Annotated in this window: 22 protein-coding genes; 15 read left to right on the forward strand and 7 right to left on the reverse strand. The window is 62.0% G+C overall.

All coding sequences use genetic code 11. The features are described from left to right. Window positions 1–28 precede the first annotated feature (28 nt). Genes fba through QN224_RS19970 form a run of 4 tightly spaced genes read right to left on the reverse strand, consistent with a single transcriptional unit; the run spans window position 29 to window position 5,134 of the window. Window positions 29–1,108, reverse strand: a complete 1,080-nt coding sequence (fba, locus tag QN224_RS19955; RefSeq protein WP_283978065.1) for a class II fructose-bisphosphate aldolase — start codon at window positions 1,106–1,108, stop codon at window positions 29–31. A gap of 4 nt (window positions 1,109–1,112) precedes the next feature. Next, on the reverse strand, window positions 1,113–3,194 hold the full coding sequence (tkt, locus tag QN224_RS19960) for a transketolase (protein ID WP_283978066.1): 2,082 nt from the start codon (window positions 3,192–3,194) through the stop codon (window positions 1,113–1,115). 10 nt (window positions 3,195–3,204) lie between these two features. Continuing rightward, the gene (locus QN224_RS19965) at window positions 3,205–4,074 is read right to left on the reverse strand and encodes a phosphoribulokinase (protein ID WP_283978067.1); all 870 of its coding nucleotides are present in this window, start codon (window positions 4,072–4,074) and stop codon (window positions 3,205–3,207) included. Between the two features lie 10 nt (window positions 4,075–4,084). Further along, the gene (locus QN224_RS19970) at window positions 4,085–5,134 is read right to left on the reverse strand and encodes a class 1 fructose-bisphosphatase (protein WP_283978068.1); all 1,050 of its coding nucleotides are present in this window, start codon (window positions 5,132–5,134) and stop codon (window positions 4,085–4,087) included. Window positions 5,135–5,233: 99 nt separating this feature from the next. Here QN224_RS19970 and QN224_RS19975 point away from each other — a divergent pair, with 99 nt between their 5' ends. From QN224_RS19975 to QN224_RS20005, 7 genes are all read left to right on the forward strand, one after another. Beyond that, window positions 5,234–6,175, forward strand: a complete 942-nt coding sequence (locus QN224_RS19975; protein ID WP_269275180.1) for a LysR family transcriptional regulator — start codon at window positions 5,234–5,236, stop codon at window positions 6,173–6,175. Between the two features lie 373 nt (window positions 6,176–6,548). Beyond that, window positions 6,549–6,644: a pyrroloquinoline quinone precursor peptide PqqA gene (gene pqqA, locus QN224_RS19980; protein WP_026187092.1), complete on the forward strand. Its 96-nt coding sequence runs from the start codon at window positions 6,549–6,551 to the stop codon at window positions 6,642–6,644. Window positions 6,645–6,692: 48 nt separating this feature from the next. Beyond that, window positions 6,693–7,604 carry a pyrroloquinoline quinone biosynthesis protein PqqB gene (gene pqqB, locus QN224_RS19985; RefSeq protein WP_283978069.1) on the forward strand — a complete coding sequence of 304 codons (912 nt, stop codon included), beginning with the start codon at window positions 6,693–6,695 and terminating at the stop codon, window positions 7,602–7,604. Beyond that, on the forward strand, window positions 7,601–8,371 hold the full coding sequence (gene pqqC / locus QN224_RS19990) for a pyrroloquinoline-quinone synthase PqqC (protein WP_283978070.1): 771 nt from the start codon (window positions 7,601–7,603) through the stop codon (window positions 8,369–8,371). The genes pqqB and pqqC overlap by 4 nt, the downstream gene beginning before the upstream one ends. Beyond that, a complete protein-coding gene (pqqD, locus tag QN224_RS19995) occupies window positions 8,368–8,664 on the forward strand; it encodes a pyrroloquinoline quinone biosynthesis peptide chaperone PqqD (RefSeq protein WP_283978071.1) in 297 nt (98 codons plus the stop codon). Before pqqC ends, pqqD begins: the two co-directional genes overlap by 4 nt. Beyond that, window positions 8,661–9,785 carry a pyrroloquinoline quinone biosynthesis protein PqqE gene (gene pqqE, locus QN224_RS20000; RefSeq protein ID WP_283978072.1) on the forward strand — a complete coding sequence of 375 codons (1,125 nt, stop codon included), beginning with the start codon at window positions 8,661–8,663 and terminating at the stop codon, window positions 9,783–9,785. Before pqqD ends, pqqE begins: the two co-directional genes overlap by 4 nt. 217 nt (window positions 9,786–10,002) lie before the next feature. Further along, on the forward strand, window positions 10,003–10,995 hold the full coding sequence (locus tag QN224_RS20005) for a PQQ-dependent sugar dehydrogenase (RefSeq protein ID WP_283978073.1): 993 nt from the start codon (window positions 10,003–10,005) through the stop codon (window positions 10,993–10,995). A 93-nt stretch (window positions 10,996–11,088) separates the two neighbouring features. Here the strand turns inward: QN224_RS20005 and QN224_RS20010 are convergent, their stop codons facing one another. Then, window positions 11,089–13,158 carry an ATP-dependent helicase gene (locus QN224_RS20010; RefSeq protein ID WP_283978074.1) on the reverse strand — a complete coding sequence of 690 codons (2,070 nt, stop codon included), beginning with the start codon at window positions 13,156–13,158 and terminating at the stop codon, window positions 11,089–11,091. 353 nt (window positions 13,159–13,511) lie between these two features. On the opposite strand from QN224_RS20010, the gene fixL reads away from it, so the two are divergent. From fixL to QN224_RS20045, 7 genes are all read left to right on the forward strand, one after another. Further along, a complete protein-coding gene (fixL, locus tag QN224_RS20015; RefSeq protein WP_283978075.1) occupies window positions 13,512–15,029 on the forward strand; it encodes an oxygen sensor histidine kinase FixL in 1,518 nt (505 codons plus the stop codon). Further along, window positions 15,022–15,636 (forward strand): response regulator FixJ, encoded by a 615-nt coding sequence (gene fixJ, locus QN224_RS20020; protein ID WP_283978076.1) that lies wholly within the window; start codon window positions 15,022–15,024, stop codon window positions 15,634–15,636. The genes fixL and fixJ overlap by 8 nt, the downstream gene beginning before the upstream one ends. 100 nt (window positions 15,637–15,736) lie before the next feature. Next, entirely contained in the window at window positions 15,737–16,081 is a 345-nt protein-coding gene (locus QN224_RS20025; RefSeq protein ID WP_283978077.1) for a transcriptional regulator, read from the forward strand. A 131-nt stretch (window positions 16,082–16,212) separates the two neighbouring features. Further along, window positions 16,213–16,851, forward strand: a complete 639-nt coding sequence (locus QN224_RS20030; protein WP_283978078.1) for a helix-turn-helix domain-containing protein — start codon at window positions 16,213–16,215, stop codon at window positions 16,849–16,851. A 202-nt stretch (window positions 16,852–17,053) separates the two neighbouring features. Further along, window positions 17,054–17,728, forward strand: a complete 675-nt coding sequence (gene ric / locus QN224_RS20035) for an iron-sulfur cluster repair di-iron protein (RefSeq protein ID WP_283978079.1) — start codon at window positions 17,054–17,056, stop codon at window positions 17,726–17,728. Next, window positions 17,725–19,095, forward strand: a complete 1,371-nt coding sequence (locus QN224_RS20040; protein ID WP_283978080.1) for an NnrS family protein — start codon at window positions 17,725–17,727, stop codon at window positions 19,093–19,095. Before ric ends, QN224_RS20040 begins: the two co-directional genes overlap by 4 nt. Next, entirely contained in the window at window positions 18,995–19,219 is a 225-nt protein-coding gene (locus QN224_RS20045) for a DUF6522 family protein (RefSeq protein WP_289624729.1), read from the forward strand. The genes QN224_RS20040 and QN224_RS20045 overlap by 101 nt, the downstream gene beginning before the upstream one ends. Before the next feature lie 96 nt (window positions 19,220–19,315). Here QN224_RS20045 and QN224_RS20050 read toward each other — a convergent pair whose 3' ends face one another. Then, the gene (locus QN224_RS20050; RefSeq protein ID WP_283978081.1) at window positions 19,316–19,501 is read right to left on the reverse strand and encodes a hypothetical protein; all 186 of its coding nucleotides are present in this window, start codon (window positions 19,499–19,501) and stop codon (window positions 19,316–19,318) included. A 705-nt stretch (window positions 19,502–20,206) separates the two neighbouring features. Between QN224_RS20050 and QN224_RS20055 the strand changes: the two genes are divergently transcribed. After that, a complete protein-coding gene (locus QN224_RS20055; RefSeq protein ID WP_283978082.1) occupies window positions 20,207–20,410 on the forward strand; it encodes a hypothetical protein in 204 nt (67 codons plus the stop codon). A gap of 91 nt (window positions 20,411–20,501) precedes the next feature. On the opposite strand, the gene QN224_RS20060 is transcribed toward QN224_RS20055, so the two are convergent. After that, window positions 20,502–21,491: a TIGR03885 family FMN-dependent LLM class oxidoreductase gene (locus QN224_RS20060; RefSeq protein ID WP_283978083.1), complete on the reverse strand. Its 990-nt coding sequence runs from the start codon at window positions 21,489–21,491 to the stop codon at window positions 20,502–20,504.

A 21,491-nucleotide genomic window follows, 5' to 3' on the forward strand; every position in this document is an offset into this window, starting at 1 on the left:
GACACAGTCCCTTTCTCTGGATGATGGGTCAGGCGGCTTGCGACCGCGCCGACTGGGGTTTGAGTGAGCCGCTCGCGTAGCGACTGGCCATCTCCGCCATCGGCACGACCTTGATGCGGGATGCGTTGCCGGCGGTGCCGAAGGCCTCGAAACGGGCCTTGCAGACCGCCGACATGGCGTCCATGGCGGGTTTCAAGAACTTGCGCGGGTCGAATTCGGTGCGGCTCGTATCGGCGACGCGGCGAAAGGCGGCGGCTGCCGCCAGGCGCAGATCGGTATCGATATTGACCTTGCGTACGCCGAAGCGGATGCCGCGGACGATCTCCTCGACGGGCACGCCGTAAGTTTCCCGCATCTCGCCGCCGTGGGCGTTGAAGACATCCTGCCACTCCTGCGGCACCGAGGAGGAGCCGTGCATGACGATATGGGTGTCCGGCAGCCGGTGATGGATCTTCTCGATCACGTCCATGGCGAGCACTTCGCCGGTGGGCTTGCGGGTGAACTTGTAGGCGCCATGCGACGTGCCGATCGCCACAGCCAGCGCATCGACTTCGGTCTCGGCCACGAAGCGGGCGGCTTCGTCCGGATCCGTCAAAAGCTGCGAACGATCGAGCGCGCCTTCGAAGCCGTGCCCGTCCTCGGCTTCACCATGGCCGGTTTCGAGCGATCCGAGGCAGCCGAGTTCCCCCTCGACCGAAGCGCCGACCATATGGGCGAGGCGGCTCACTTCCGCAGTGATCGCGACGTTATAGGCGTAGTCGGCGGGAGTCTTTGCATCCTCCTTCAATGAGCCGTCCATCATCACCGAGGTGAAGCCGTGCTGTATCGCAGTAAGGCAGGTCGCGACATTGTTGCCGTGATCCTGGTGAATGCAGAGCGGGATGTCGGGATACATCTGCTCGAGCGCTTCCATCATCTTGGCGAGCATGATGTCGTTGGCATAGGAGCGGGCGCCGCGTGAAACCTGCAGGATCACAGGAGCGTCGCAGGCGCGCGCCGCCTCCATGATCGCCAGCCCCTGTTCCATGTTGTTGATGTTGAATGCCGGCACGCCGTAAGTGTGCTCGGCGGCATGATCGAGCAGCTGGCGGAGCGTGATACGGGCCATGGTGTCAAGCCTCCTTCGATGAACTGATGACGTCTTTGCTCGCCAGCGGACCGGTGCTCATGAGCGGCGCCTCCCGGAAGTCCCGGCGGACAAGCTCCAAGGCTTCGGCGACGACATGATCGGCGGTGATGCCGAAATGGCGGTAGAGGTCTCCGGCCGGTGCCGAGGCTCCGAAGCCGATCATGCCGACGAAGGCACCGTCCGGCCCCATCCAGCGATCCCAACCGAGGCGGCCGGCTGCTTCGACGGCGATGCGCGGGGCATTTCCGAGAACCTGCTTCCGGTACGATGCATCCTGGATCTCGAACTTCTCCCAGCAAGGCATGGACACCACCGCCGCTTCGACACCCTCTTCGGCCTGCAGGCGTTCCGCTGCGGCAAGGGCGATCTCGACTTCGGATCCAGTGGCAAGCAGCGTGACGTCGCGGGGCCCGCGTGCTTCCTTCAGGACGTAGGCTCCGAGCGCCGACAAATTCTCGTCCCCGTCCGTTTGGCGCAGCATCGGCAAGGCCTGCCGCGAAAGAGCAAGGACGCTCGGCCGGTTCTTCTCACCAAGCGCGATCTCCCAGCATTCGGCCGTCTCAATGATGTCGGCGGGCCGGAAGACATTGAGGTTGGGGGTGGCACGCAACATGGCCAGATGCTCGACCGGCTGGTGGGTCGGTCCGTCCTCGCCGAGCCCGATGGAATCATGGGTCAGCACATAGATGACGGGCAAGCCCATCAGCGCCGAGAGACGCATCGCACCGCGCGCATAGTCGGAAAATACCAGGAAGGTCCCGCCGTACGGAATGAAGCCGCCATGCAAGGCGATGCCGTTCATGGCGGCCGCCATGCCGTGCTCGCGGATGCCGTAATGCAGATAGCGGCCTTTGAAATTGCCCGGCGAGATGGGCTGGGTCTGCGACGTCATCGTCAGATTCGAGCCGGTCAGGTCGGCGGAGCCGCCAATCGTCAGCGCTGTCGCACCATTGATGACCTCCAGCGCCATCTGCGAGGCCTGACGTGTGGCGACCTTGGATGCTCTCTTGCGATGTGCGGCTCGGAATTTTGCCAGAAGATGGGCGACATCACCGTCCAGCTGCCGGCCGACAGTCTGCTCGTAGCGCTTCTTCGAGCGCGAGGCGTCGAGCCGGATTTCCCATGCCTCGCGGGCCAAGCGGCCCCGCACGGCCACGCGTTCCCAGGCCGACTTGATCTGAGGCGGCACGAAGAAAGGCGGATGCGTCCAGGCGAGCTTTTCGCGTGTCGCGGCAATTTCCTTGTCGCCGAGCGCCGCCCCATGGGTCTTATGCGAGCCCTCCATGCTGGCCGCCCCCTTGCCGATCCGGGTGCGGCAGGCAATCAGCGACGGTTTGCGGCTCCGGCGCGCCCGCTCGATGGCCTTCGCCACGGCCTCGGGGTCGTGGCCATCGACGCGTTGCGCATCCCAGCCGGCTGCACGAAAACGGGCAAGCTGGTTCATCGAGGTGGAGAGGTCGGTCGATCCGTCGATCGATATCCGGTTGTCGTCCCAGAGCACGACCAGCTTGCGCAGCTTCAGATGTCCGGCAAGGTCGATCGCCTCGTGGCTGATGCCCTCCTGCAGGCAGCCGTCGCCGGCCACCACATGGGTGAAGTGGTTACAGAGCGAACCCGAGAAGCGGGCAGCCATCATCTGTTCGGCTATCGCCATGCCGACGGCGGTGGCTATGCCCTGGCCGAGCGGGCCGGTGGTGGTCTCGATGCCTAGGGCATGGCCGTATTCGGGATGGCCGGCCGTTTTCGAGCCAAGTTGGCGGAAGGCTGAGAGTTCGGCCATCGGCATGTCGGCAAAGCCCATCAGGTGGTGGATGGAGTAGAGCAGCATCGAACCGTGGCCAGCCGAAAGCACGAAGCGGTCGCGATCCGGCCAGTCGGGCAGGGAAGGGTCGATCTTGATGAAGCGGTTGAAGAGGACGGTGACTGCGTCGGCCATGCCCATCGGCATACCGGGGTGGCCGGAATTTGCCTTCTCAACGGCATCCATGGCGAGAAACCGGATGGCGTCGCCCATGTTGCGTTCCGATGCGGCGGCACGGGGTTCGATCTGCTGCGAAACATTCATGGTGGTCTCCTCACGACATGCGGTGTTTGCGTTCGAGCAGTTTGTGGATGAGCGGCGTGAAAATCAGCTGCATGGCGAGATCGAGCTTGTCGCCCGGCACCACGATGGAATTGGCACGCGACATGTAGCTGTTGTGCAGCATCGACAGCAGGTAGGGAAAATCGATGCTGCGCGGATTGGCAAAGCGGATGACCAGGATGGATTCGGCCGGCGTCGGTATCCAGCGCGCAATGAAGGGATTGGACGTGTCGACGATCGGCACGCGCTGGAAATTGATGTCGGTCAGGGAAAACTGCGGGCAGATGTAGTGTACGTAGTCCGGCATGCGCCGAAGGATGGTGTCCGTCACGGCCTCGGCGGAGTAACCGCGCGTCGCCTTGTCTCGATGGATCTTCTGAATCCATTCGAGGTTGACCACCGGAACGACGCCGATCTTCAGGTCGCAGTGTTGGGCAAGATTGACCGTGTCGGTGACGGCGCAGCCATGCAATCCCTCGTAAAACAGCAGATCGCTGTCGCCAAACTCCTCCCAGTTCGTGAATGTGCCGGGTTCCGCACTGTATTTCGCAGCCTCGGCGTCGTCATGCACGTAGTGACGGGTGCGGCCGACGCCGCGCCTGCCATATTCGGCAAAGACGCTCTCGAGAATCTCCAGTTCGTTCGCCTCGGCGGAGAAATGGGTAAAGTCGACGCCTCTGGCCTTCTCGTCGGCGATCTTGCGGCGCATGCTTTCCCGGTCGTAGCGGTGGAAGGCATCGCCTTCGATGAACGATGCCGAAACGTTCTCGCGCTTGAAGATCTTCTCGAACGTGTCCTTGACGGTGGTCGTGCCGGCGCCGGACGAGCCGGTGATCGATATGATTGGGTGTCTCGCTGACATGCGGCTCTCCTCAGGCCCGAAACAGACCGCGCTTGCCGAAGAGCGGTGCGCGTTCGCCGATCATGTTGGGGTCGACGTGATAGCGGGCGATGCGCTCCACCTCGCGACGCGAACCGAAAATCAGCGGTACGCGCTGGTGCAGGTTTTCCGGGACGAGATCGAGAATGCGCGTGACCGACGTCGTGGCTGCGCCGCCGGCGTTCTCGACGATGAAGGCGATGGGGTTGGCCTCGTAGACCTGCCGCAGCCGGCCATGGCTGTAGCCTTTTCGGCCGTCTGCGGGATACAGGAAGATCCCGCCGCGAACGAGAATCCGATAGGTATCGGCAACCAGCGAGGCGATCCATCGCATGTTGAAGTCCCGCTCGCGCGGCCCCTCTGCACCGGCGAGGCAGTCGTCGACATAGAGCCGGACCGCTTCTTCCCAGTGTCGGTAGTTCGACATGTTGATCGCGAATTCGCTGGTGCGCTCGGCGATGTTGACCGACTTGTATCCCTGTACGAAGCAGCCGAGCCGACTGGAGAAGATGAAGATCTCCGTGCCCTTTCCGAGCGACAGTACCAGCGCGGTTTGCGGTCCGTAGAGGAAGAAGCCTGCCGCCAGCTGTCGGTTTCCGGCTTGCAGAAAGGACTGCATGAGATCCGAGTCCGGTCCTTTGACGGCGGGCAGCACGGAGAAAATCGTACCGACGGAGACGTTGGTGTCGATGTTGGAAGAGCCGTCGAGCGGATCGATCGCAACCGCAAGGCGCGCATTCGGATCGAGCAGTACGGGGTTGTCCAGTTCTTCCGAGGCGTAGCATGCGACCGGCGCGCCCTGCAGACATGACAGGAAAAGGCCGTCGCACACGACGTCGAGATCCTTCTGCAGGTCGCCGTCGCTATTGCTGCCGCCACGGGTGCCGTTGAACGCCGTTCCGAGCGCGCCCTGGTTGACGAGTTTGCGGACGTCGAGGGCGGCTGTCGCCAACCGTTGTACTACTGCGGCCACTTCCCGGGCGATATCGTCGCCAGTGGCCACGCGTGAGGCAAGATAGGCCTCGAGAGTCGCGCCGGACATGATGTCTCCTCCCAGATGTCCGGTGCAGGATGGCGCAATCCGGGAGTTTGTAAAATTTATTAGATTGACTTCAGAAGTTAGAATTTCTTACTTTCGTTCATGCGCAACGTGACACTTCGCCAACTTCGCACCGTCCAGACCGTTTGCCGGCTGGGGAAGATCAATCTTGCTGCCGAGGCTTTGGGTCTGACGGGCCCGGCGCTCACGCTGCAGATCCAGCAGCTGGAACGGGACGCCAATGTCCCGTTGTTCGACAGGACGCGCGGCGGCATGGTTCCGACGGCGTTCGGTCTTGCTTTCCTTGAGGCGGCGCGGGCGGTTGAGGAGAGCCTCACCAGCCTCGAGGACTCGATCAGTGCCATCAAGGGGCTCAGAACCGGGCGATTGCGCCTTGGCGTCGTATCGACCGGAAAATATTTCGCGCCGCAACTGATTGCCGCCTTCCGCGATCAGCTCCCCGCCATCGAGATCAATCTCTTTATCGGCAACCGAGCCGAAGTCATCGCCAAATTGAGAGACCATGAGATCGATGTTGCGCTGATGGGACGGCCGCCGCGCGACTTCGAGGTGCGCGCAGAGGTGTTCGGCGACCATCCGCTGGTCTTCATCGCCCCCGCCGGACACCCGCTCGCAGGTTTGCTGGAAATTTCGCGGGAGCGGATTGCGCAGGAACAGTTTCTCGTGCGGGAAAGGGGTTCGGGGACGCGTATCTCGCTTGAGATCTTCCTGAGTGACACGCCGCACAAGCTCGAGGAGTTGGGCACAGAGATCGCTTCGAACGAGACGATCAAGCAGGCGGTCATCGCCGGTCTTGGGATTGCCTTCATCTCCGCCCATACCATCGAGCAGGAGGTGAAGCTCGGCCGGCTCGTCATTCTCGATGTCGTCGATACGCCGATCCGCCGGCAATGGTTCAGCGTGTCGCGCCTGGACCGTGCCACAACTCCGGCAATGCAGGCTTTCGAGCGGTTTCTGCTTGCGACGGGCGCGCGATATCTGCCGGTGGTAAGCAAGCCCTATCCCGCCAACGCCTTCGGTTAGGGCGAAGAAGGAATCTGCTCTGCGGCTACGGGCGTTCGGGAGGAAGATGCGGTTATTTGGCCCCCGTGGCCGCATCCGCTCGACTGGTTTCGAGCGGAAAGTGCGATGTCGATAGACACCTAGGTCTTAATTGCCGGGCCTAAAGCGGTTTGCTACCCTTCAAGGGAGGCTGCGTAATGCCGTAGTCACGCGAACCCGATTTGCCAACCCCCGGCGACGGCGCCGCCGGGTCTTGCCGGAGCGGGAGAAAGCCGTTCCGGCCTTTCACCCAAGCAGCGCTCTTTGCGAGCAAAGCTTGTTTCGTGTTCGATCCAGATGCAAGGGCGCCTGCAAATGCGGGAGCGAGCACACCAATCGGACGAATGGAGGAAACATGTCCTGGCATAAACCAAAATTCATCGAAGTCAGCTGCGCGATGGAAATCACCCGCTACGCTCCTGCGGACGGAGATGAGCCCATCCTCTTCTGACGCTCCGCCGCACGATGGTCGGCTCACAACGCGTCTCGGGATAGACCAGTGAATGAAGCGTCCGATCTTCGTCTTATCGTCTTGGGGGCCGCCGCCGGCGGCGGTCTCCCGCAATGGAATTGCGGCTGTTTGAATTGCACGCTGGCGCGCGATCCTGCCTCCGCCGTCAGGTCGCAGACCCAATCGTCGCTGGCCGTCAGCCTCGACGGCGAGGCCTGGGCCGTCTTCAACGCCTCTCCCGACATCCGCCAGCAGATTCAGAACAATCGACCCCTGCAGCCGCGCCGGCTGCGTCACACCCCGATCAAAAGCGTGGTGCTGACCAATGGTGACATCGATCACCTGGCGGGATTGCTCGACCTCAGGGAAAAACAGGCCTTCGCCGTTTTCGCAACCGGCGCAGTCAGCCGGATCCTTGCCGACAATTCGATCTTCGGCGTTCTCGATCAGGACCTGGTTTCGCGAAACAACATCGCCATCGAGGAACCGTTCTCTCCGCTGCCCGGTCTCGAGGCGCGGCTCTTCGCGGTGCCCGGCAAGGTTCCGCTTTTCCTCGAAGGCGGCGAACCGGATCTGAACATCGAGGGCGAAAACACGGTCGGAATCGAGCTCAGGGCCGGCAGCAGGCGCGTCTACTACATTCCGGGCTGCGGCATGCTGACCGACGGCCTTGCAGCGCGCCTGCGCGATGCCGACGCATTGTTCTTCGACGGCACGCTTTTCAATGACGACGAGATGATCGCCACCGGTACGGGGCGCAAGACCGGCCGCCGCATGGGCCACATGCCGATTGCCGGCGAAGGCGGCAGCCTCGACGCACTCGCTGCCTTGAACATTCGCCGAAAGGTCTATGTCCACATCAACAACACGAATCCGATCTGGCGGCCCGGCTCCGAGCGCGCCTACGTCGAAAGCCGCGGCTTCGACGTCGGGTTCGACGGCATGGAGGTCCAGCTTTGACGACGGCAACCGACAAGCAAGCGTTTCACGCCCGCCTACTGGAAATCGGCAAGGAACGCTATCACGACAAGCACCCCTTCCACGTCATGCTCCACGGTGGCCACTCGACGATGACGCAGGTGCGGGCCTGGGTCATCAATCGCTACTACTATCAGAGCCGAATTCCGATGAAGGACGCTGCGTTTCTGTCGCGTTGCGAGGACCCGCAAATGCGTCGGGCCTGGCGCTCGCGCATCGAAGATCATGACGGCGGCGTCAACGAGGGCGGTGGCATCCGCCGTTGGCTGCGTCTCGCCGAAGCGGTCGGACTCGATCCCGCCTATGTCGCCTCGACAAAGGGGGTCCTGCCTGCGACCCGGTTTGCCGTCGACGCCTATGTGTCGTTCGTGCGCGAGAAGCCGCTGCTCGAGGCGGTGGCCTCCTCGCTGACCGAGCTTTTCGCGCCCAAGATCCATTCGGAGCGCATCGCCGGGCTTCTCGAGCACTATGCGTTCGCCGACGACGCGGCGCTTGCCTATTTCCGCCAACGGCTCAACGAGGCGCCGCAGGACGTGGCATTCGGGCTTGCCTATGTCCTCGACCACGCCGACACGCAGGAAAAACAGGATGCCGCCGCCGCGGCACTTACCTTCAAGACGGATGTGCTGTGGTCGCAGCTCGATGCGCTCTATTCGGCCTATGTCGCACCCGGCCGCATTCCGCCGGGAGGCTGGGACGGGCGGGAAGGCGTCATCGGGGAAACTGTCTCGACGGAGGCCGCCGAATGACCGCCGATGCGCCGGTGATTTCAGGTTCCAGCGTCGTCAAGCTGGCGCGCGGGGTACGGCTGCGCGAAGACCGGGTGCGCGGCCAGATGGTCCTGCTGGCGCCGGAGCGTGCCATGGCTCTGGACGAGATCGCCGTTGCCATCGTGCAAGCGCTTGATGGCAAGCGGAGCCTCGATCGGATTGCTGACGACTTTGCCGCCCGGTTCGAGGCCCCCGTCGCGCAGATTGCCAGCGACGTGAAGGCTTTCGTCCACGAGCTTGCCGTCCGCCGCATGCTGGAGATCGTCGAATGAAGCGTGGCGCCGCCCTTGCAAATGGTATCGTGCGCGAGGTTTCGCGCGTGCCTCCTCCGATGGCGATGCTCGCGGAGCTGACGCATCGATGTCCGCTCGCCTGCCCCTATTGCTCCAACCCGGTGGCGTTGACGCGGGCAAAGGATGAACTTTCGACCGGGGAATGGATAAACGTCTTCGAGCAGGCGGCCGACCTCGGCGTGCTGCATCTGCATTTGTCGGGCGGCGAGCCGGCGGCACGCCGGGACCTCGTCGAGCTGACGCGGGCGGCGGTATCCCTCGGGCTCTATACCAATCTGATCACGTCGGGCGTGGGTTTGACCGAAGCCAGAATCAGCAGCCTGGCCGATGTCGGGCTCGACCATGTCCAGCTCTCGATCCAGGGCGTTTCGCCCGAAAGCGCCGACCGGATCGGCGGCTACAACGGCGGACATGAAAGAAAGATCGCGGTCGCGGGCTGGGTGGCGGATGCCGGGATCCCGCTGACGCTCAATGCCGTCTGCCACAGGCAGAACATGGGCGAGATCGAGGCCATGATCGAACTGGCGATACGGCTGAAGGCGCGCCGTATCGAAGTCGCAACGGTGCAGTTTCACGGCTGGGCCGAGCGCAACAAGGCGGCGCTCATGCCGACGCGCGAACAGGTCGAACAGGCGACGCAAACGGTCGCGGCGGCGCGCGAAAGATATCAGGGCATCTTGGTGATCGACTATGTGCCGGCCGACTATTACTCCAGCTATCCAAAGGCCTGCATGGGCGGTTGGGGCCGTGTCGGCCTGAACGTCACACCTTCGGGGCGCGTGCTTCCGTGCCATGCCGCGGAAACGATCCCGAGCCTGTCTTTCGAGAATGTGCGCGAAGCCGCGCTCGCCACGATCTGGTACGAAAGTGACGCGTTCAACGCCTATCGCGGCGAGGACTGGATGCCGGACCTGTGCCGGAGTTGCGAGCGCAAGAAGGTGGACTTCGGCGGCTGCCGTTGCCAGGCGATGGCGCTTGCCGGCGACGCCAGCGCAACCGATCCGGTTTGCATCCGCTCGCCGCTTCGCGATCGCCTGACGCGCGAAGCGGATAAGCTTTCGACTACGCCATCGGCGACGTTGACCTATCGCGGCCGTTAAATGCTCTTGGGTCTCCCGCCTTTGGGCGATTGATCCGGTCCGGCAAGCCATACAAAGAGGACAGCTCCACAAGCAACGTGCCAGCGTCCTTTGCGCGTCTGATAAGACGCGCGGTGCTGTAGGAGATCACTTCGCCGTGAGGCTTCGGCTCCGGCTTGAAACAAGAATGAGCCGCACCAGTTCCCCAGCAAATTCAGCTTGTATTCGGAGGGTGCCGATGGACCTCTTTTCCCGTAAAGCCGGATTTCTCGCGCTCGCGTCGGTCGCCATGCTCGCCTCCGGCCTCGCCCTTGGCCCGGCGCGAGCCGAACTGCTCGCCCGCGTTCCCGCCGCGCGCGAAATGGCAGTCTGCGGCGACATGTTGTTTGTCGGAACGAAAGGTTCCTCGGTCTATGCCGTGCCGTTGTCCGGCGGCCGCGCCCGGCGGGTTGCCTCCGGATTCTCCGCCGCGAACGGAGTCGCATGCTCCGGCGGTCGTTTGTTCGTCGCTTCGCGGGACAGCATAACGGCGTTCGATATCGGGCGTGGGGGTGCTCTCTCCGGCAGGCGCGATATTCGCCGAGACTTGCCGAATTCGGGAGCCCATAGCTTTCGCTATATCGCCGTTGGCCCTGATTCCCGGCTCTATGTCTCGTTCGGATCGCCTTGCAACATTTGCTCGCCGCGCGGCCTGCAGGGCACTATCGTCAGCATGAAGCAGGACGGGTCCGACCTTCGACGAGTCGCCTGGGGTGTGCGCAATTCGGTTGGCTTCGACTGGCGCGGCGGCACCATGTTCTTTACCGATAACGGCGCTGACGGAATGGGCGACGATGTTCCACCCGACGAGTTGAACGCGCTTCGGCCGGGCGGCTTTTACGGCTTTCCCTACTTCGGAGGCCGGGTCCGGCTCGAAGGGTTTGAGGACGCCCGGCCACCCGCTCGGCAGATTTCCCCGGCGTTCAACTTTCAGGCGCATGTCGCCGCCCTGGGGATCCATTTCTTCCGCAGCCTCGGCGGTGACGCTCTGGTCGCCCAGCACGGCAGTTGGGACAGGTCGGTTCCCGTCGGGTATCAGGTCGTGCGGGTGCGCTTCCAGGGCGGTCGCCCGGTCTCGGCGGCGACCTTTGTCCGAGATGTCGGGCGCCCGGTGGACGTCAAGGAAGCGCCGGACGGTTCCGTCCTCGTATCCGACGACGCCGGAGGCGCGATTCACATATTCAGGCGATGACGCCCCGATGATGCCTTCAGGACTCGTTGGCGGCTTGGTTGGTATGAGCGCTTCGAGATAGCCGGGTCCAGGAGCGCGGACCGCGGGCTTGCCCTATCGCCACATGCCACGCATGCGGGCTCCAACATCGACCCGGACCTTTCGTGCTTCTCGCTCGCCGGGAGCCGACGGTTTGGCGACCGGCCAGGCGGAGCATTCGAAGAACTGCAAAAGCGTTGCCGGAATGAAGCGGCTTCTCGACGCATAGACGTGGCGATCGCCCTGGGCATTCTGCCCATGCGTGAAAAACCGCTGCGGCGTGACAAGATGCAGGCTGTCCTTGGCGCGGGTCATCGCGACATAAAGGAGGCGTCGCTCCTCCTCGATCTCGGCCGTCGAGCCCACGCCGAGATCGGAGGGAATGCAGCCGTCGACGCAGTTCAAGACGAAGACCGACTTCCACTCCTGGCCCTTGGCCGAATGGATCGTCGACAGGATAAGATAGTCCTCGTCGAGAAGCGGCACGCCGGATTGATCACTGGTCGCATCCGGTGGATCGAGGGTGAGTTCGGTCAGGAACCGTTCCCGCGATGGATAACCGCCTGCAATCTGCTCGAGCTGCAGGAGATCGGCCATGCGCACCTCCGCATCCTCATGAATGCGATTGAGGTGCGGTTCGTACCAGTTGCGCGCTTCACCGATTTCGGCCGGCCATGCGGTCTTTCTGCTGCGCATGCGCTGGAGCATGTCGACAAAGGTAACCCAGTCATCTCCCGAGCGCGGCGGAGCGGGAATTTCGGCGAGCGCCGTCAAGGGTTCGGGGTCGGCGGCCATTGCATCGAGCACCCGGCCCGCCGTCTGCGGACCGACGCCGGGCAAGAGTTGCATCAGCCGGAAGCCGGCCACGCGATCGCGGGGGTTCTGGGCAAAGCGCAGGACCGCCAGCAAGTCCTTCACATGCGCGCTGTCGAGGAATTTGAGGCCGCCGAACTTGACGAAGGGGATGTTGCGCCGGGTAAGCTCCACCTCCAGGGCGCCGCTGTGATGCGAGGTGCGGAACAGAACCGCCTGCTGTTTCAAGAGCGTGCCGCTTTCGCGATTTTCCAGTACCTGCTCGACGATATAGTTGGCCTGGTCGGCTTCATCGCGAACCGTCACCAGCCGTGGCCGCTCGGCGGACTGGCGCTCGGTCCAGAGATTCTTCGTAAAACGTTCGCGGGCGAGTTCGATGACACTGTTGGCGGCAGTCAGGATCGGTTGCGTCGAGCGGTAGTTCCGGTCAAGCGTGATGATGTCGGCCGCCGGAGAGAAGGTTTGTGGAAAATCGAGAATATTGCGTACGGTCGCGGCACGGAAGGAGTAGATCGATTGTGCATCGTCGCCGACGACGGTCAGGCCGTGGCCATTCGGTTTGAGTGCCGTCAGGATCGTCGCCTGCAAGCGGTTCGTGTCCTGATACTCGTCGACGAACACATGGTCGAAGCGATTGCCGATTTCTTCGGCAATCACAGGCTCGCTTACCATCTGCGCCCAGTAGAGCAGGAGGTCGTCGTAATCGAGGACGTTCTGCGCCTGCTTGGCCTCGACATAGGAAGCGAAGAGTTCGCGCAACTGTTTTTCCCATGCCATGCACCACGGAAAGGAGCCGCGCAGCACCGCATCGAGCGTCTGCTCCGAGTTCACTGTGCGCGAATAGATTGCAAGGCAGGTGCCTTTCGACGGAAAGCGGCTTTCCGTCTTGGAAAACCCAAGCTCGTGCCGGACGAGGTTCATCAGGTCGGCTGAGTCTTCCCTGTCATGGATGGTGAAGTCCGGATCGATGCCGATCTCCGGGGCATGATCGCGCAGCAATCTCGCCCCGATCCCGTGAAACGTGCCTGCCCAGGCGAGTGCGTCAGCAACGATGGCGGCCCTCTCGCCAAGTACCTGCCGACAGATGCGCTCCACCCGCCGGCTCATCTCGGCTGCCGCGCGTCGGGAAAATGTCATCAGGAGAACCCGGCGCGGATCAGCGCCATTGACGATCAGATGGGCGACGCGGTGCGCCAGCGTGTTGGTTTTGCCGGAACCGGCACCGGCGATGATCAGGAGCGGTCCACCAATTTTTCCGTCTGGCAGGCCAACGCCATGCTCGACCGCATTGCGCTGCTGATCGTTCAGTTTCTCAAGATACGCCGCGCTCATCGTCCCCCGCTTTTATCGCGCCGATTTTCACCGGCGTATCCCTACCATCCCTTCAATAGCGCATTCGACCGTTCCTCCTGAAGGAGCCTCCCTCCGGTTGACCGATTCGCGACGCAAACGGGAACGAATAATGAACCTAACAGCCGATCCGGCCGTTGCAAAGCCAAGCGGGCGCCGTTTCAGCGGACAAAATCCATACGCCGCCTTTCGCGATCACGGGGCATGTTCCACAGGGCGGGGTGGCCGATCGCGGCGGTATGGTCTATGGAAGGTCACGCGAGCCCGCGGCCAAGACCGTCTTGCCGCGACGCTTGGCACAGCATGCAATTCATCCCTCTGGTTGGATAACGGGAATGCACTCACGTGGCATGGTCGAGAGGATGCGGTTCGGGCAGTCGCTGATCAGGTGGCGGGTCGATGGCCTCTCGGCCTATGTTTTCGCAGCTGCGGTCGTCATCGGTCTTCTTGCGTTGAGATTGGCGCTACGGGAACTCGTCGGCGACACCGTTACTCTCTCTTCGTTCATTCCCGCACTCCTCCTCGTCGCAATGATCGGCGGCCTGAAACCGATAGCCTTCGCGCTCGGGCTGTCGCTACTTGCTGCAATATCGGTACAGTGGATCGAGAATGCGCCCGGGCCGAGCGTTGGCGAAATAGTCGTCTTCGCGTCGACAGTGCTCCTGATCGTGGCTCTCGGGGAATTGATCCAGGCTGCAAGACGCGCCATCGACCGGACGGAAGCTGCCGTACAGGCCCGCGATGCGCACCTCAGATCGATATTGGATACGGTTCCGGACGCCACCGTGGTCAGTTCCACGAATGGCACCGTTGTATCCTTCAACGCCGCCGCCGTTCGGCAGTTCGGATATGTCGAAGAAGAGGTCATTGGTCAGAACCTGCGCATATTGATGCCGGAACCCTACCGTCATGAGCACGACGGATATATGCAGCGGTACCTGAGTACCGGCGAGAAGCGCATCATCGGAATCGACCGGGTCGTCGTCGGGCGGCGGAAGGACGGATCGACGTTTCCGATGAAGCTTGCAGTCGGGGAGATGAAATCAGGCGGAGAACGGTTCTTCACCGGCTTCATCAGGGACTTGACGGAGCGGGAAGAGTCGGCCGCGCGGCTTGAACAGATCCAGGCTGAACTGGCGAGACTGGCCCGTCTTAACGAGATGGGTGAAATGGCATCGACGCTTGCGCACGAGCTGAACCAACCGCTGTCGGCGATCGCAAACTACGCCCATGGCTGCACAAGGCTCTTGCGTGACATGGATGCCAATGTGGCAACGAGGATGCGTGGCGCGCTGGAAGAGATCGCTGGCCAATCCCTGCGCGCTGGTCAGATCATCAAACACCTCCGGGAATTCGTCACGAAAGGCGAAACGGAAAAGGCACCCGAAGACATCCGCAAGCTGGTGGAGGAAGCCGGCGCGCTGGCTCTGGTAGGCTCCCGCGAGAGCGGCGTCAGAACGGTATTCGAATATGTGCCCGGTGCCGAAATGGTGATGGTCGATCGCATCCAGGTGCAACAGGTGCTCATCAATCTGATGCGCAACGGGATCGAGGCGATGCGCCACGTCGAGCACCGTGAACTTACAGTTCGAACGTTGCCGGCGGATCCGGGCGAGATTGCCGTCGTCGTGGAAGACACGGGCGGGGGCATTCCTGAGGAAATTGCCGGCCAGCTTTTCAGGCCGTTCGTCACGACAAAGGCAAGTGGAATGGGCATAGGCCTTTCGATCTCGAAACGCATTGTCGAAGCGCATGGCGGTGAAATGACCGTCTCGAAAAATGCCGCCGGAGGGGCTACTTTCCGGTTCACGCTTCCCGCCTATGTGGAAGAACGGATCAATGGAAATGACTGATTACACCGTTCATATTGTCGACGATGAAGAGCCGGTCAGGAAGTCGCTCGCGTTCATGCTGACGATGAACGGCTATGCTGTAAAAATTCATCAATCTGCTGCCTCCTTTCTTTCATTCGCACCGAATGTCCGCAACGGAATTCTCGTAACTGACCTCAGAATGCCGGAGATGTCCGGCGTCGATCTCATCCGCCGTCTCGGAGATCTGAAAATAAGGATACCGTCCATCGTGATCTCCGGACACGGCGATGTTCCGATGGCGGTCGAGGCGATGAAAGCGGGAGCATTGGACTTTATCGAAAAACCCTTCGAAGACTCGGTGATCATCGAGGCGATCGAAAGGGCATCCGAACAGCTGAGCGTTCCGGAAGCTGACGTCGATGAAATCCGCGATATTCAGGAACGCCTTCACACGCTGAGCGAGAGGGAGCGCCAGGTGCTCTCCGCGGTGGTGGCAGGCTTGCCGAACAAATCGATCGCCTATGACCTGGACATCAGTCCCCGCACGGTCGAGGTGCACCGCGCCAACGTCATGGGCAAGATGAAGGCAAAGAGCCTTCCGCACCTCGTTCGTATGGCGCTCGCGGCGGGCTTCGGGCCCTCTTAATCTTGCAGTCTTGATCTCGCGCAATGCGCGGCCTGCTCGCGGCCTTTAAATGGCGGCTCATCGGCGGGCATGTGCACGCCAGTTTGCGCGGGACTGTAAGTTGTTGGCTGACAGAAGCATTGTCGTCGTTGCACCGGACCAGGGTCTCCGGCGGTCCCTGGCGTTCGCGCTCGAGGTCGAAGGATATTCGGCCGAGTCATACGACGCCTTGTGGAAGGCCGAGGGTTCGTCGAGGGCTTCGCTTTGCACGATCGTCGATGACGAAATATTGAAATCCGAGGCGCAGGCCGCGCAAGCCCTGCAGCGTCTAGGAGGACGCGTCATCCTGCTCGTCGATGGAATGTCGCCACTTCAAGAGCATGACGGCACCATCATCTTGACGAAGCCGATCAGCGGCTCTGATCTTCTGGGCGTTGTGAACAGCCTAGCCGCGATTGCGAAATAGTCGGGCGGGCAGAAGCGGCGTACTCCGTCCCTACGTACCCGGCCTAAGTAGATTCCCTTAGTGATCTAACCGAATTTATCGCCGATGCCCGAATTGGCAATCTCCCTCCGAAACGATCAGGGGGACAAGAGATGTACGCCGCTTCCCAACCTACAGAACAGAGCTTTCCGCAATCCGACAGCATCGCAACCGCCGGGATTCCTGGACCCCATCTTGTTGCGACTTACAGGTCCGGCCAAGAGATCTACGCCGAGGGCGACGCGGTTGAAAAATGCTACCAGGTCGCCACCGGAGCGGTGCGGGTATACCGCCTGCTCTCGGACGGTCGGCGACAGGTCGTATCCTTTCACCTCGCAGGGGAAATGTTCGGCTTCGACGCGGGCGCAACTCGTCGCTTTTTTGCCGAGGCGATCACAGAAACAAGATTGGCGGTTTTCGGCCGGCGTCCGATGCAGGAGCATTCGCGGGAGCTTCTCGCTCTTGCCTTGGCCGGCATGGCGCGCGCCCAGGAGCACCTTCTGGTAATCGGCAGGCAATGTGCGGTGGAACGTATCGCCGCATTCCTACTGGACCTGTCAAACCGTCAGGGGGGCATCCGGCAATTGAGATTGCCGATGTCGCGGCAAGACATCGCCGACTATCTCGGCCTCACGATCGAGACGGTATCGCGGGTCATGACCAAACTGAAAGATCGCAGTGTCATAGCGCTGCGCGACGCAAGAACCGTCGATATCGAGAGGCCGGATGCGCTTCGTTCGCTTTGCAACTGATCCATGCGATCCCGGTGGTCACTCGAGACGCTCGGTCGTCGAGCCCGAAAAGCTTGCAGCTGTTTGCGTGAGGACAAAGACGGGCAGGCTCAACTTCTGCACAAGCGAATTAGATGCCGCGATCATGGACGCAAGAACCGGCTCCATCGCCTTGATGGCCTTGAAGTGATTCCGGCAAGCAACACCTGTCAAGGAACGGATCATGACCGGAATAAGCCTCGACGACACAGTCGCGACGATCGCAGCAGAGTTGCCTGGAGCGGCGGAACTCTTCCGCCGTCATGACATCAGCTTCTGTTGCGGCGGCAACGTGCGGCTCTCGGAAGCCGCCGTAAAAGCCGGCCTCGCTCCATCGGAGCTTCTTTCGGAACTGGAGGCTCTCGTAAAGGCGGCAGGACGAGATGCACCCGAAGAGACATCGGACCTCATCGGCCATATCCTCGACAGATATCACCAAACGCACCGCGCGGAGCTCACCTGGCTGATCCCGCTCGCCCAGAAGGTGGAGCGGGTGCACGGCGGGCACCCGTCGGCACCGATCGGCCTTTCCCAGGTCCTGGAGCGTCTGCGCGACGAACTCGAGAGCCACATGATGAAGGAAGAGCAGATCCTTTTCCCGACCATGCAAAGTGGCGGCGGCGTGGGGATCGCGCATCCGATCGCGAAGATGCGGCGTGAGCACGAGGAGGAGGTGGAGCACCTACGGACCATCGAGCACGTAACCCATGGGCTTTCGCTGCCACCGGGTGCCTGCGCCTCGTGGACTGCGCTTTATACGGGTTTGCGCAAGTTCGCCGACGATCTGGTGACGCACGTGCATCTGGAGAACGCCGTGCTGTTTCCGCGCTTCGAACCTCAATCCCGGGCGGCCGGTTGACACAAGCCATTTCTGGTTTGCGATCTATCTGGCAGGCGCCATACCGGCCCCTGTTTCTGCTCGCCGGGCTGTGGGCGCTTGTCGCTCCAATCGTCTGGTTTCTCCCGGAAGACATCGCGCCGGACAGGGGCGCGTGGCACAGCCGCGAGCTTTCGTTCGGCATGGCTGGCGCTGCGGCGGGCGGCTATCTCCTGACAGCGCTGCCAGCCTGGACGAAGAAGGGCCCGGTTCCGCCCGGCGTCACCATCGTCGCCTCCTGTCTTTGGTGCGTCGCCCGTTTGACGGCGGCGCTCCCGGAGCGTTTGCCGTTCGTCGCAGAAGCAATCGGGGCATCCGCCTATTTCGCGTTCCTCACTGCGGTATTGGCGCACGGTGTCGTTTCCTCAGGAGCCTGGCATCGCCTCTGGGCGCCGCTCGGCACGGCCGCGCTTGGCATGAATGCCGTGCTCTCCCTCTGTGATGGTCTCAGTCCTGCGAGCCGTGCACCGCTGCTTTATGTCATCTTGATCACCTTGATCGGTGGCCGCGCCACGTCTGCTTTCACACGCCGGTGGCTAGGCGCCCGGCATCTCCACCATCGCGATCGGCCGACGCTTTCGTACTTGGCGATCGCGGCCATTCTCGTCGCCGCTTACTTCAGCGGTACCCGTCAGCAGATATCATCGGGTCTCCTGATGACGTTTTCGGGCACTTTGCTGCTAATGCAAATGAAGGAGTGGCAAAGCCTCAGGACCTGGCGCTATCCGGCCTTGTTCATCCTGCACATCGCCTTCGCCTGGACCCCGGCGGCGCTCGTTCTAAGCGGCCTTGCAGCCATTTTCCCCGGCTGGATCCCGTCCACCGCAGCCCTGCATGCACTGACCATGGGCGCGATGGGGACGATGATGGCCGCCTTCATGATGCGGTCGGCCATGGCTCGCGATGGAGAGACCCTTGTCCTCAATCGGACCATGGCCTGTGCCTTCTCGCTCATATCTCTCTCAGCGCTGCTGCGTATTCTCGGGGGCTGGATGAGCGGGACGTATCTCGATCCTGTTGTCGCTGCCGCGATCTGCTGGATGACGGCCTGGGCGCTTTTCTTGGCTTGCTATTTGCCGGCGATAAGCGGACCTGTTCCCAAGCCTGTGTTCAGTGCCGCAATCGGCAGTGAGGTTGTGCGCAGCAGGGGGATCACGACCTCTGGAGGCGAGGCGATGATAGCGGTAAACCAGGTTCGCAAGGAAGCAAGCCATGTACGTAGAGCGATATCAAAATGGGGACTTTATCTTGGACTCGGCCGAACTTGCCGATCGTTTCGGTCTCTCCAAGGACGACTTGCGCCGGAACTTCAGGAAGGGTCTGGTGACGAGCATGGTCGAGCGCGGTGAGGGCGAGGATGCGGGCACCTGCCGCTTGAGCGTGAAGCTTGGAAATCGCATATGGCGCGCAATCCTGAACAGCGAAGATCGGGTTGTAAGCGAAGAAATGACTTTTCGACGCCCAGATCGATAAGGTCGGATTTGCGTGAGAGCCCTGTGACGAAAGCTTCCTTCGCACGGCGTGAAACCAGGTTCCACGACACCGAATTGATCACACTTCTGCCTGCCTTCAGCGGGCCTCGCCTTCATCCATGACCTGAGGCGTGTAGACGGCCGTCTGTGTTCCTTCGTCCAGGAGCGCGCCGCCAATCGCCAAGTAGGTGAAGATGGCGCATATCGCGAGGAGTAAGACGCCGATCAGGAAGGTGGGTGCCGCACGTCCTTCGGGAGCATTGTAGTCGTCTCGGTCGAACATTTTTCTCTCCCATTATCTTTAAAGGAGAACGTGTTCGTCCTTGACGAGTTCCCTTGCGGCCGGGATGGCGCTCCGATCGAAGGCCGTCAGGTTGCGGGACCGGGCCCCCCGGTGCGAGCTGTCGCGGTCCAACATGCGCTCAGGGCCGATCGGGAAGCTATCGTTCAAAGGGATTCGAGAGCAGGCGGACGAAATGGCGGGCTTTGAAGCGCGCTCCTGACGTATTTCCTAACGGAAAAAGCCCCGCTCGGTGGCGGGGCAAGTGACGCATCCAGTTGGCTCATGGACGCGGGGAAGATGTAGCCCCGATGGGAAGCTACGCCGCGACGCTAACCCTGCGTCGCGCCGCACGGAAGGTCTGATTCCGCGATTCCGGTACGCCTTTGCAAATATACTGAGGCGTTTCGAGCGAATTACGCGGATGCGTGCTCTGGCGCTGCGCCGCTGCGGCCGTGCGGAACCGGGCGTATGCTCGCCGGTTTGATCGAAGCACAGGACGGGAAGCGAACGAGGAACTCATGGCCAGCAGCGAAAAGCTGGAGCCGCGACATCCGTGAACGCTGTCCGGGAATCCGAACAGTGGTGGCATGGCCGATCCGACGAGGAAAAGACGTCAATCTTCGCGTCCGGTGCCGGAGGCTTCGCCGGGCTGGAACGCCGGGCACGGACCGCCTCTCGACCGAACGTGAGAAGGAGTTCTTGGAAATGGGAACCAGCGATCGCAACGACGGCAGGATAGAGACGAAGGCCCTCATCGCCGCCGCCATCGATGAAGTCGAAAGACAGGCAGGCGAAAATCCCTTCAGGTTGCGTGTTCAGCGAACGGGCGACAAGCTCGCCATCAATGGAGAAATCGATATGGCCGCACTCGTGATGGTGGTCGTCGGATCGATGGTGGGCACCCCCTAGATCATTTCAACAGTGAACGCGAAAATTGCGCATGCCCGTCGGGAGAATGCGGTGCGGTAGTGACGCTCTGCAAAACAGTGGACCATCGTCGTTATCCGCGACCCGCCCGATCACGCGCGCTGACGCGCGGCAGAACCGATGTGCCGAAGGCTTCGATGAACTCGAGCTGATTGCGGCCGACGTTGTGAAGGTAGATCTCGTCGAAGCCAGCCGCTATATCCTCTTCGATCCAGGCGACGTGCCGCGCAAGATCCGAGGATATTCTGACGTAGGCGTCGAGATCTTCGGGCCGGACGCTCCTCGTCGCGGTCTCGATGTCGCCGGGGGTCCGCAGCGTTTCCGACTGGAACGCGCTGATCGCATTGCTCCTCCATTGGTCAAACGCGTTCTGCCTCGCCTCGTCGTTGCTACGCGCATACGAAATGTGCACCTGGAGATAGAGCGGCTTGCCGGCGCCGCCGCCGCGCCTGAAGGCCTCGACGATTGCGGCGAGCTTGTCTGGCGCCTGGTTGACGGTGATCAGGCCGTCCGCCCATTCTCCCGCCCATTCCGCAGTTTCACTCGTCAAGGCCGCGGCAATCAACGACGGTGCGTGATCGGGTAGGGTGTAAAGCCGCGCCTCGGATACGGCGATGGGTGCGTCCCGCGTGACCGTGCGCCCGGCCCAGAGCTCTCGAATGACGTCGACGGCCTCGCGGAGCCTGGCCTTTCGCTCCGCCTTGTCGGGCCAAACCCCGCCAACGACATGCTCGTTCAGGGCTTCGCCGCTGCCGAGCGCGAGCCAGGCGAGGCGTCGCGGAAACATCTGGGCGAGCGTCGCCCCGGCTTGGGCCGTTATCGCCGGGTGGTACCGCCAGCCGCAAGGAACGGTAACGAGACCGAGGGATCGCTGCGTTGCCTGAAGAGTTGCGCCAAGCCACGCCCAGGCGAAACCGCTTTGGCCCTGGCGCTCGCTCCAGGGCGCCAGATGGTCGGAGGACATGAGACAATCGAACCCCGCTTTTTCGGCCGCCTGCGCCCAGCTCAACAGGTCGCGGGGGTTGAATTGCTCATGAGACGCGTGATAGCCGATCTTCGCCAT

It is taken from the genome of Sinorhizobium sp. 7-81, from assembly GCF_030124405.1.
GTDB classification, from domain to species: domain Bacteria; phylum Pseudomonadota; class Alphaproteobacteria; order Rhizobiales; family Rhizobiaceae; genus Sinorhizobium; species Sinorhizobium psoraleae.

What these genes read in the sequence shown, in the direction of transcription:
- fba (WP_283978065.1), bottom strand. Translation starts at nt 1,108, where the DNA reads ATGGCCCGTATCACGCTCCGCCAGCTGCTCGATCATGCCGCCGAGCAC.
- tkt (WP_283978066.1), bottom strand. Translation starts at nt 3,194, where the DNA reads ATGAATGTTTCGCAGCAGATCGAACCCCGTGCCGCCGCATCGGAACGC.
- QN224_RS19965 (WP_283978067.1), bottom strand. Translation starts at nt 4,074, where the DNA reads ATGTCAGCGAGACACCCAATCATATCGATCACCGGCTCGTCCGGCGCC.
- QN224_RS19970 (WP_283978068.1), bottom strand. Translation starts at nt 5,134, where the DNA reads ATGTCCGGCGCGACTCTCGAGGCCTATCTTGCCTCACGCGTGGCCACT.
- QN224_RS19975 (WP_269275180.1), top strand. Translation starts at nt 5,234, where the DNA reads ATGCGCAACGTGACACTTCGCCAACTTCGCACCGTCCAGACCGTTTGC.
- pqqA (WP_026187092.1), top strand. Translation starts at nt 6,549, where the DNA reads ATGTCCTGGCATAAACCAAAATTCATCGAAGTCAGCTGCGCGATGGAA.
- pqqD (WP_283978071.1), top strand. Translation starts at nt 8,368, where the DNA reads ATGACCGCCGATGCGCCGGTGATTTCAGGTTCCAGCGTCGTCAAGCTG.
- pqqE (WP_283978072.1), top strand. Translation starts at nt 8,661, where the DNA reads ATGAAGCGTGGCGCCGCCCTTGCAAATGGTATCGTGCGCGAGGTTTCG.
- QN224_RS20005 (WP_283978073.1), top strand. Translation starts at nt 10,003, where the DNA reads ATGGACCTCTTTTCCCGTAAAGCCGGATTTCTCGCGCTCGCGTCGGTC.
- QN224_RS20010 (WP_283978074.1), bottom strand. Translation starts at nt 13,158, where the DNA reads ATGAGCGCGGCGTATCTTGAGAAACTGAACGATCAGCAGCGCAATGCG.
- fixL (WP_283978075.1), top strand. Translation starts at nt 13,512, where the DNA reads ATGCACTCACGTGGCATGGTCGAGAGGATGCGGTTCGGGCAGTCGCTG.
- fixJ (WP_283978076.1), top strand. Translation starts at nt 15,022, where the DNA reads ATGACTGATTACACCGTTCATATTGTCGACGATGAAGAGCCGGTCAGG.
- QN224_RS20030 (WP_283978078.1), top strand. Translation starts at nt 16,213, where the DNA reads ATGTACGCCGCTTCCCAACCTACAGAACAGAGCTTTCCGCAATCCGAC.
- ric (WP_283978079.1), top strand. Translation starts at nt 17,054, where the DNA reads ATGACCGGAATAAGCCTCGACGACACAGTCGCGACGATCGCAGCAGAG.
- QN224_RS20050 (WP_283978081.1), bottom strand. Translation starts at nt 19,501, where the DNA reads ATGTTCGACCGAGACGACTACAATGCTCCCGAAGGACGTGCGGCACCC.
- QN224_RS20055 (WP_283978082.1), top strand. Translation starts at nt 20,207, where the DNA reads ATGGGAACCAGCGATCGCAACGACGGCAGGATAGAGACGAAGGCCCTC.
- QN224_RS20060 (WP_283978083.1), bottom strand. Translation starts at nt 21,491, where the DNA reads ATGGCGAAGATCGGCTATCACGCGTCTCATGAGCAATTCAACCCCCGC.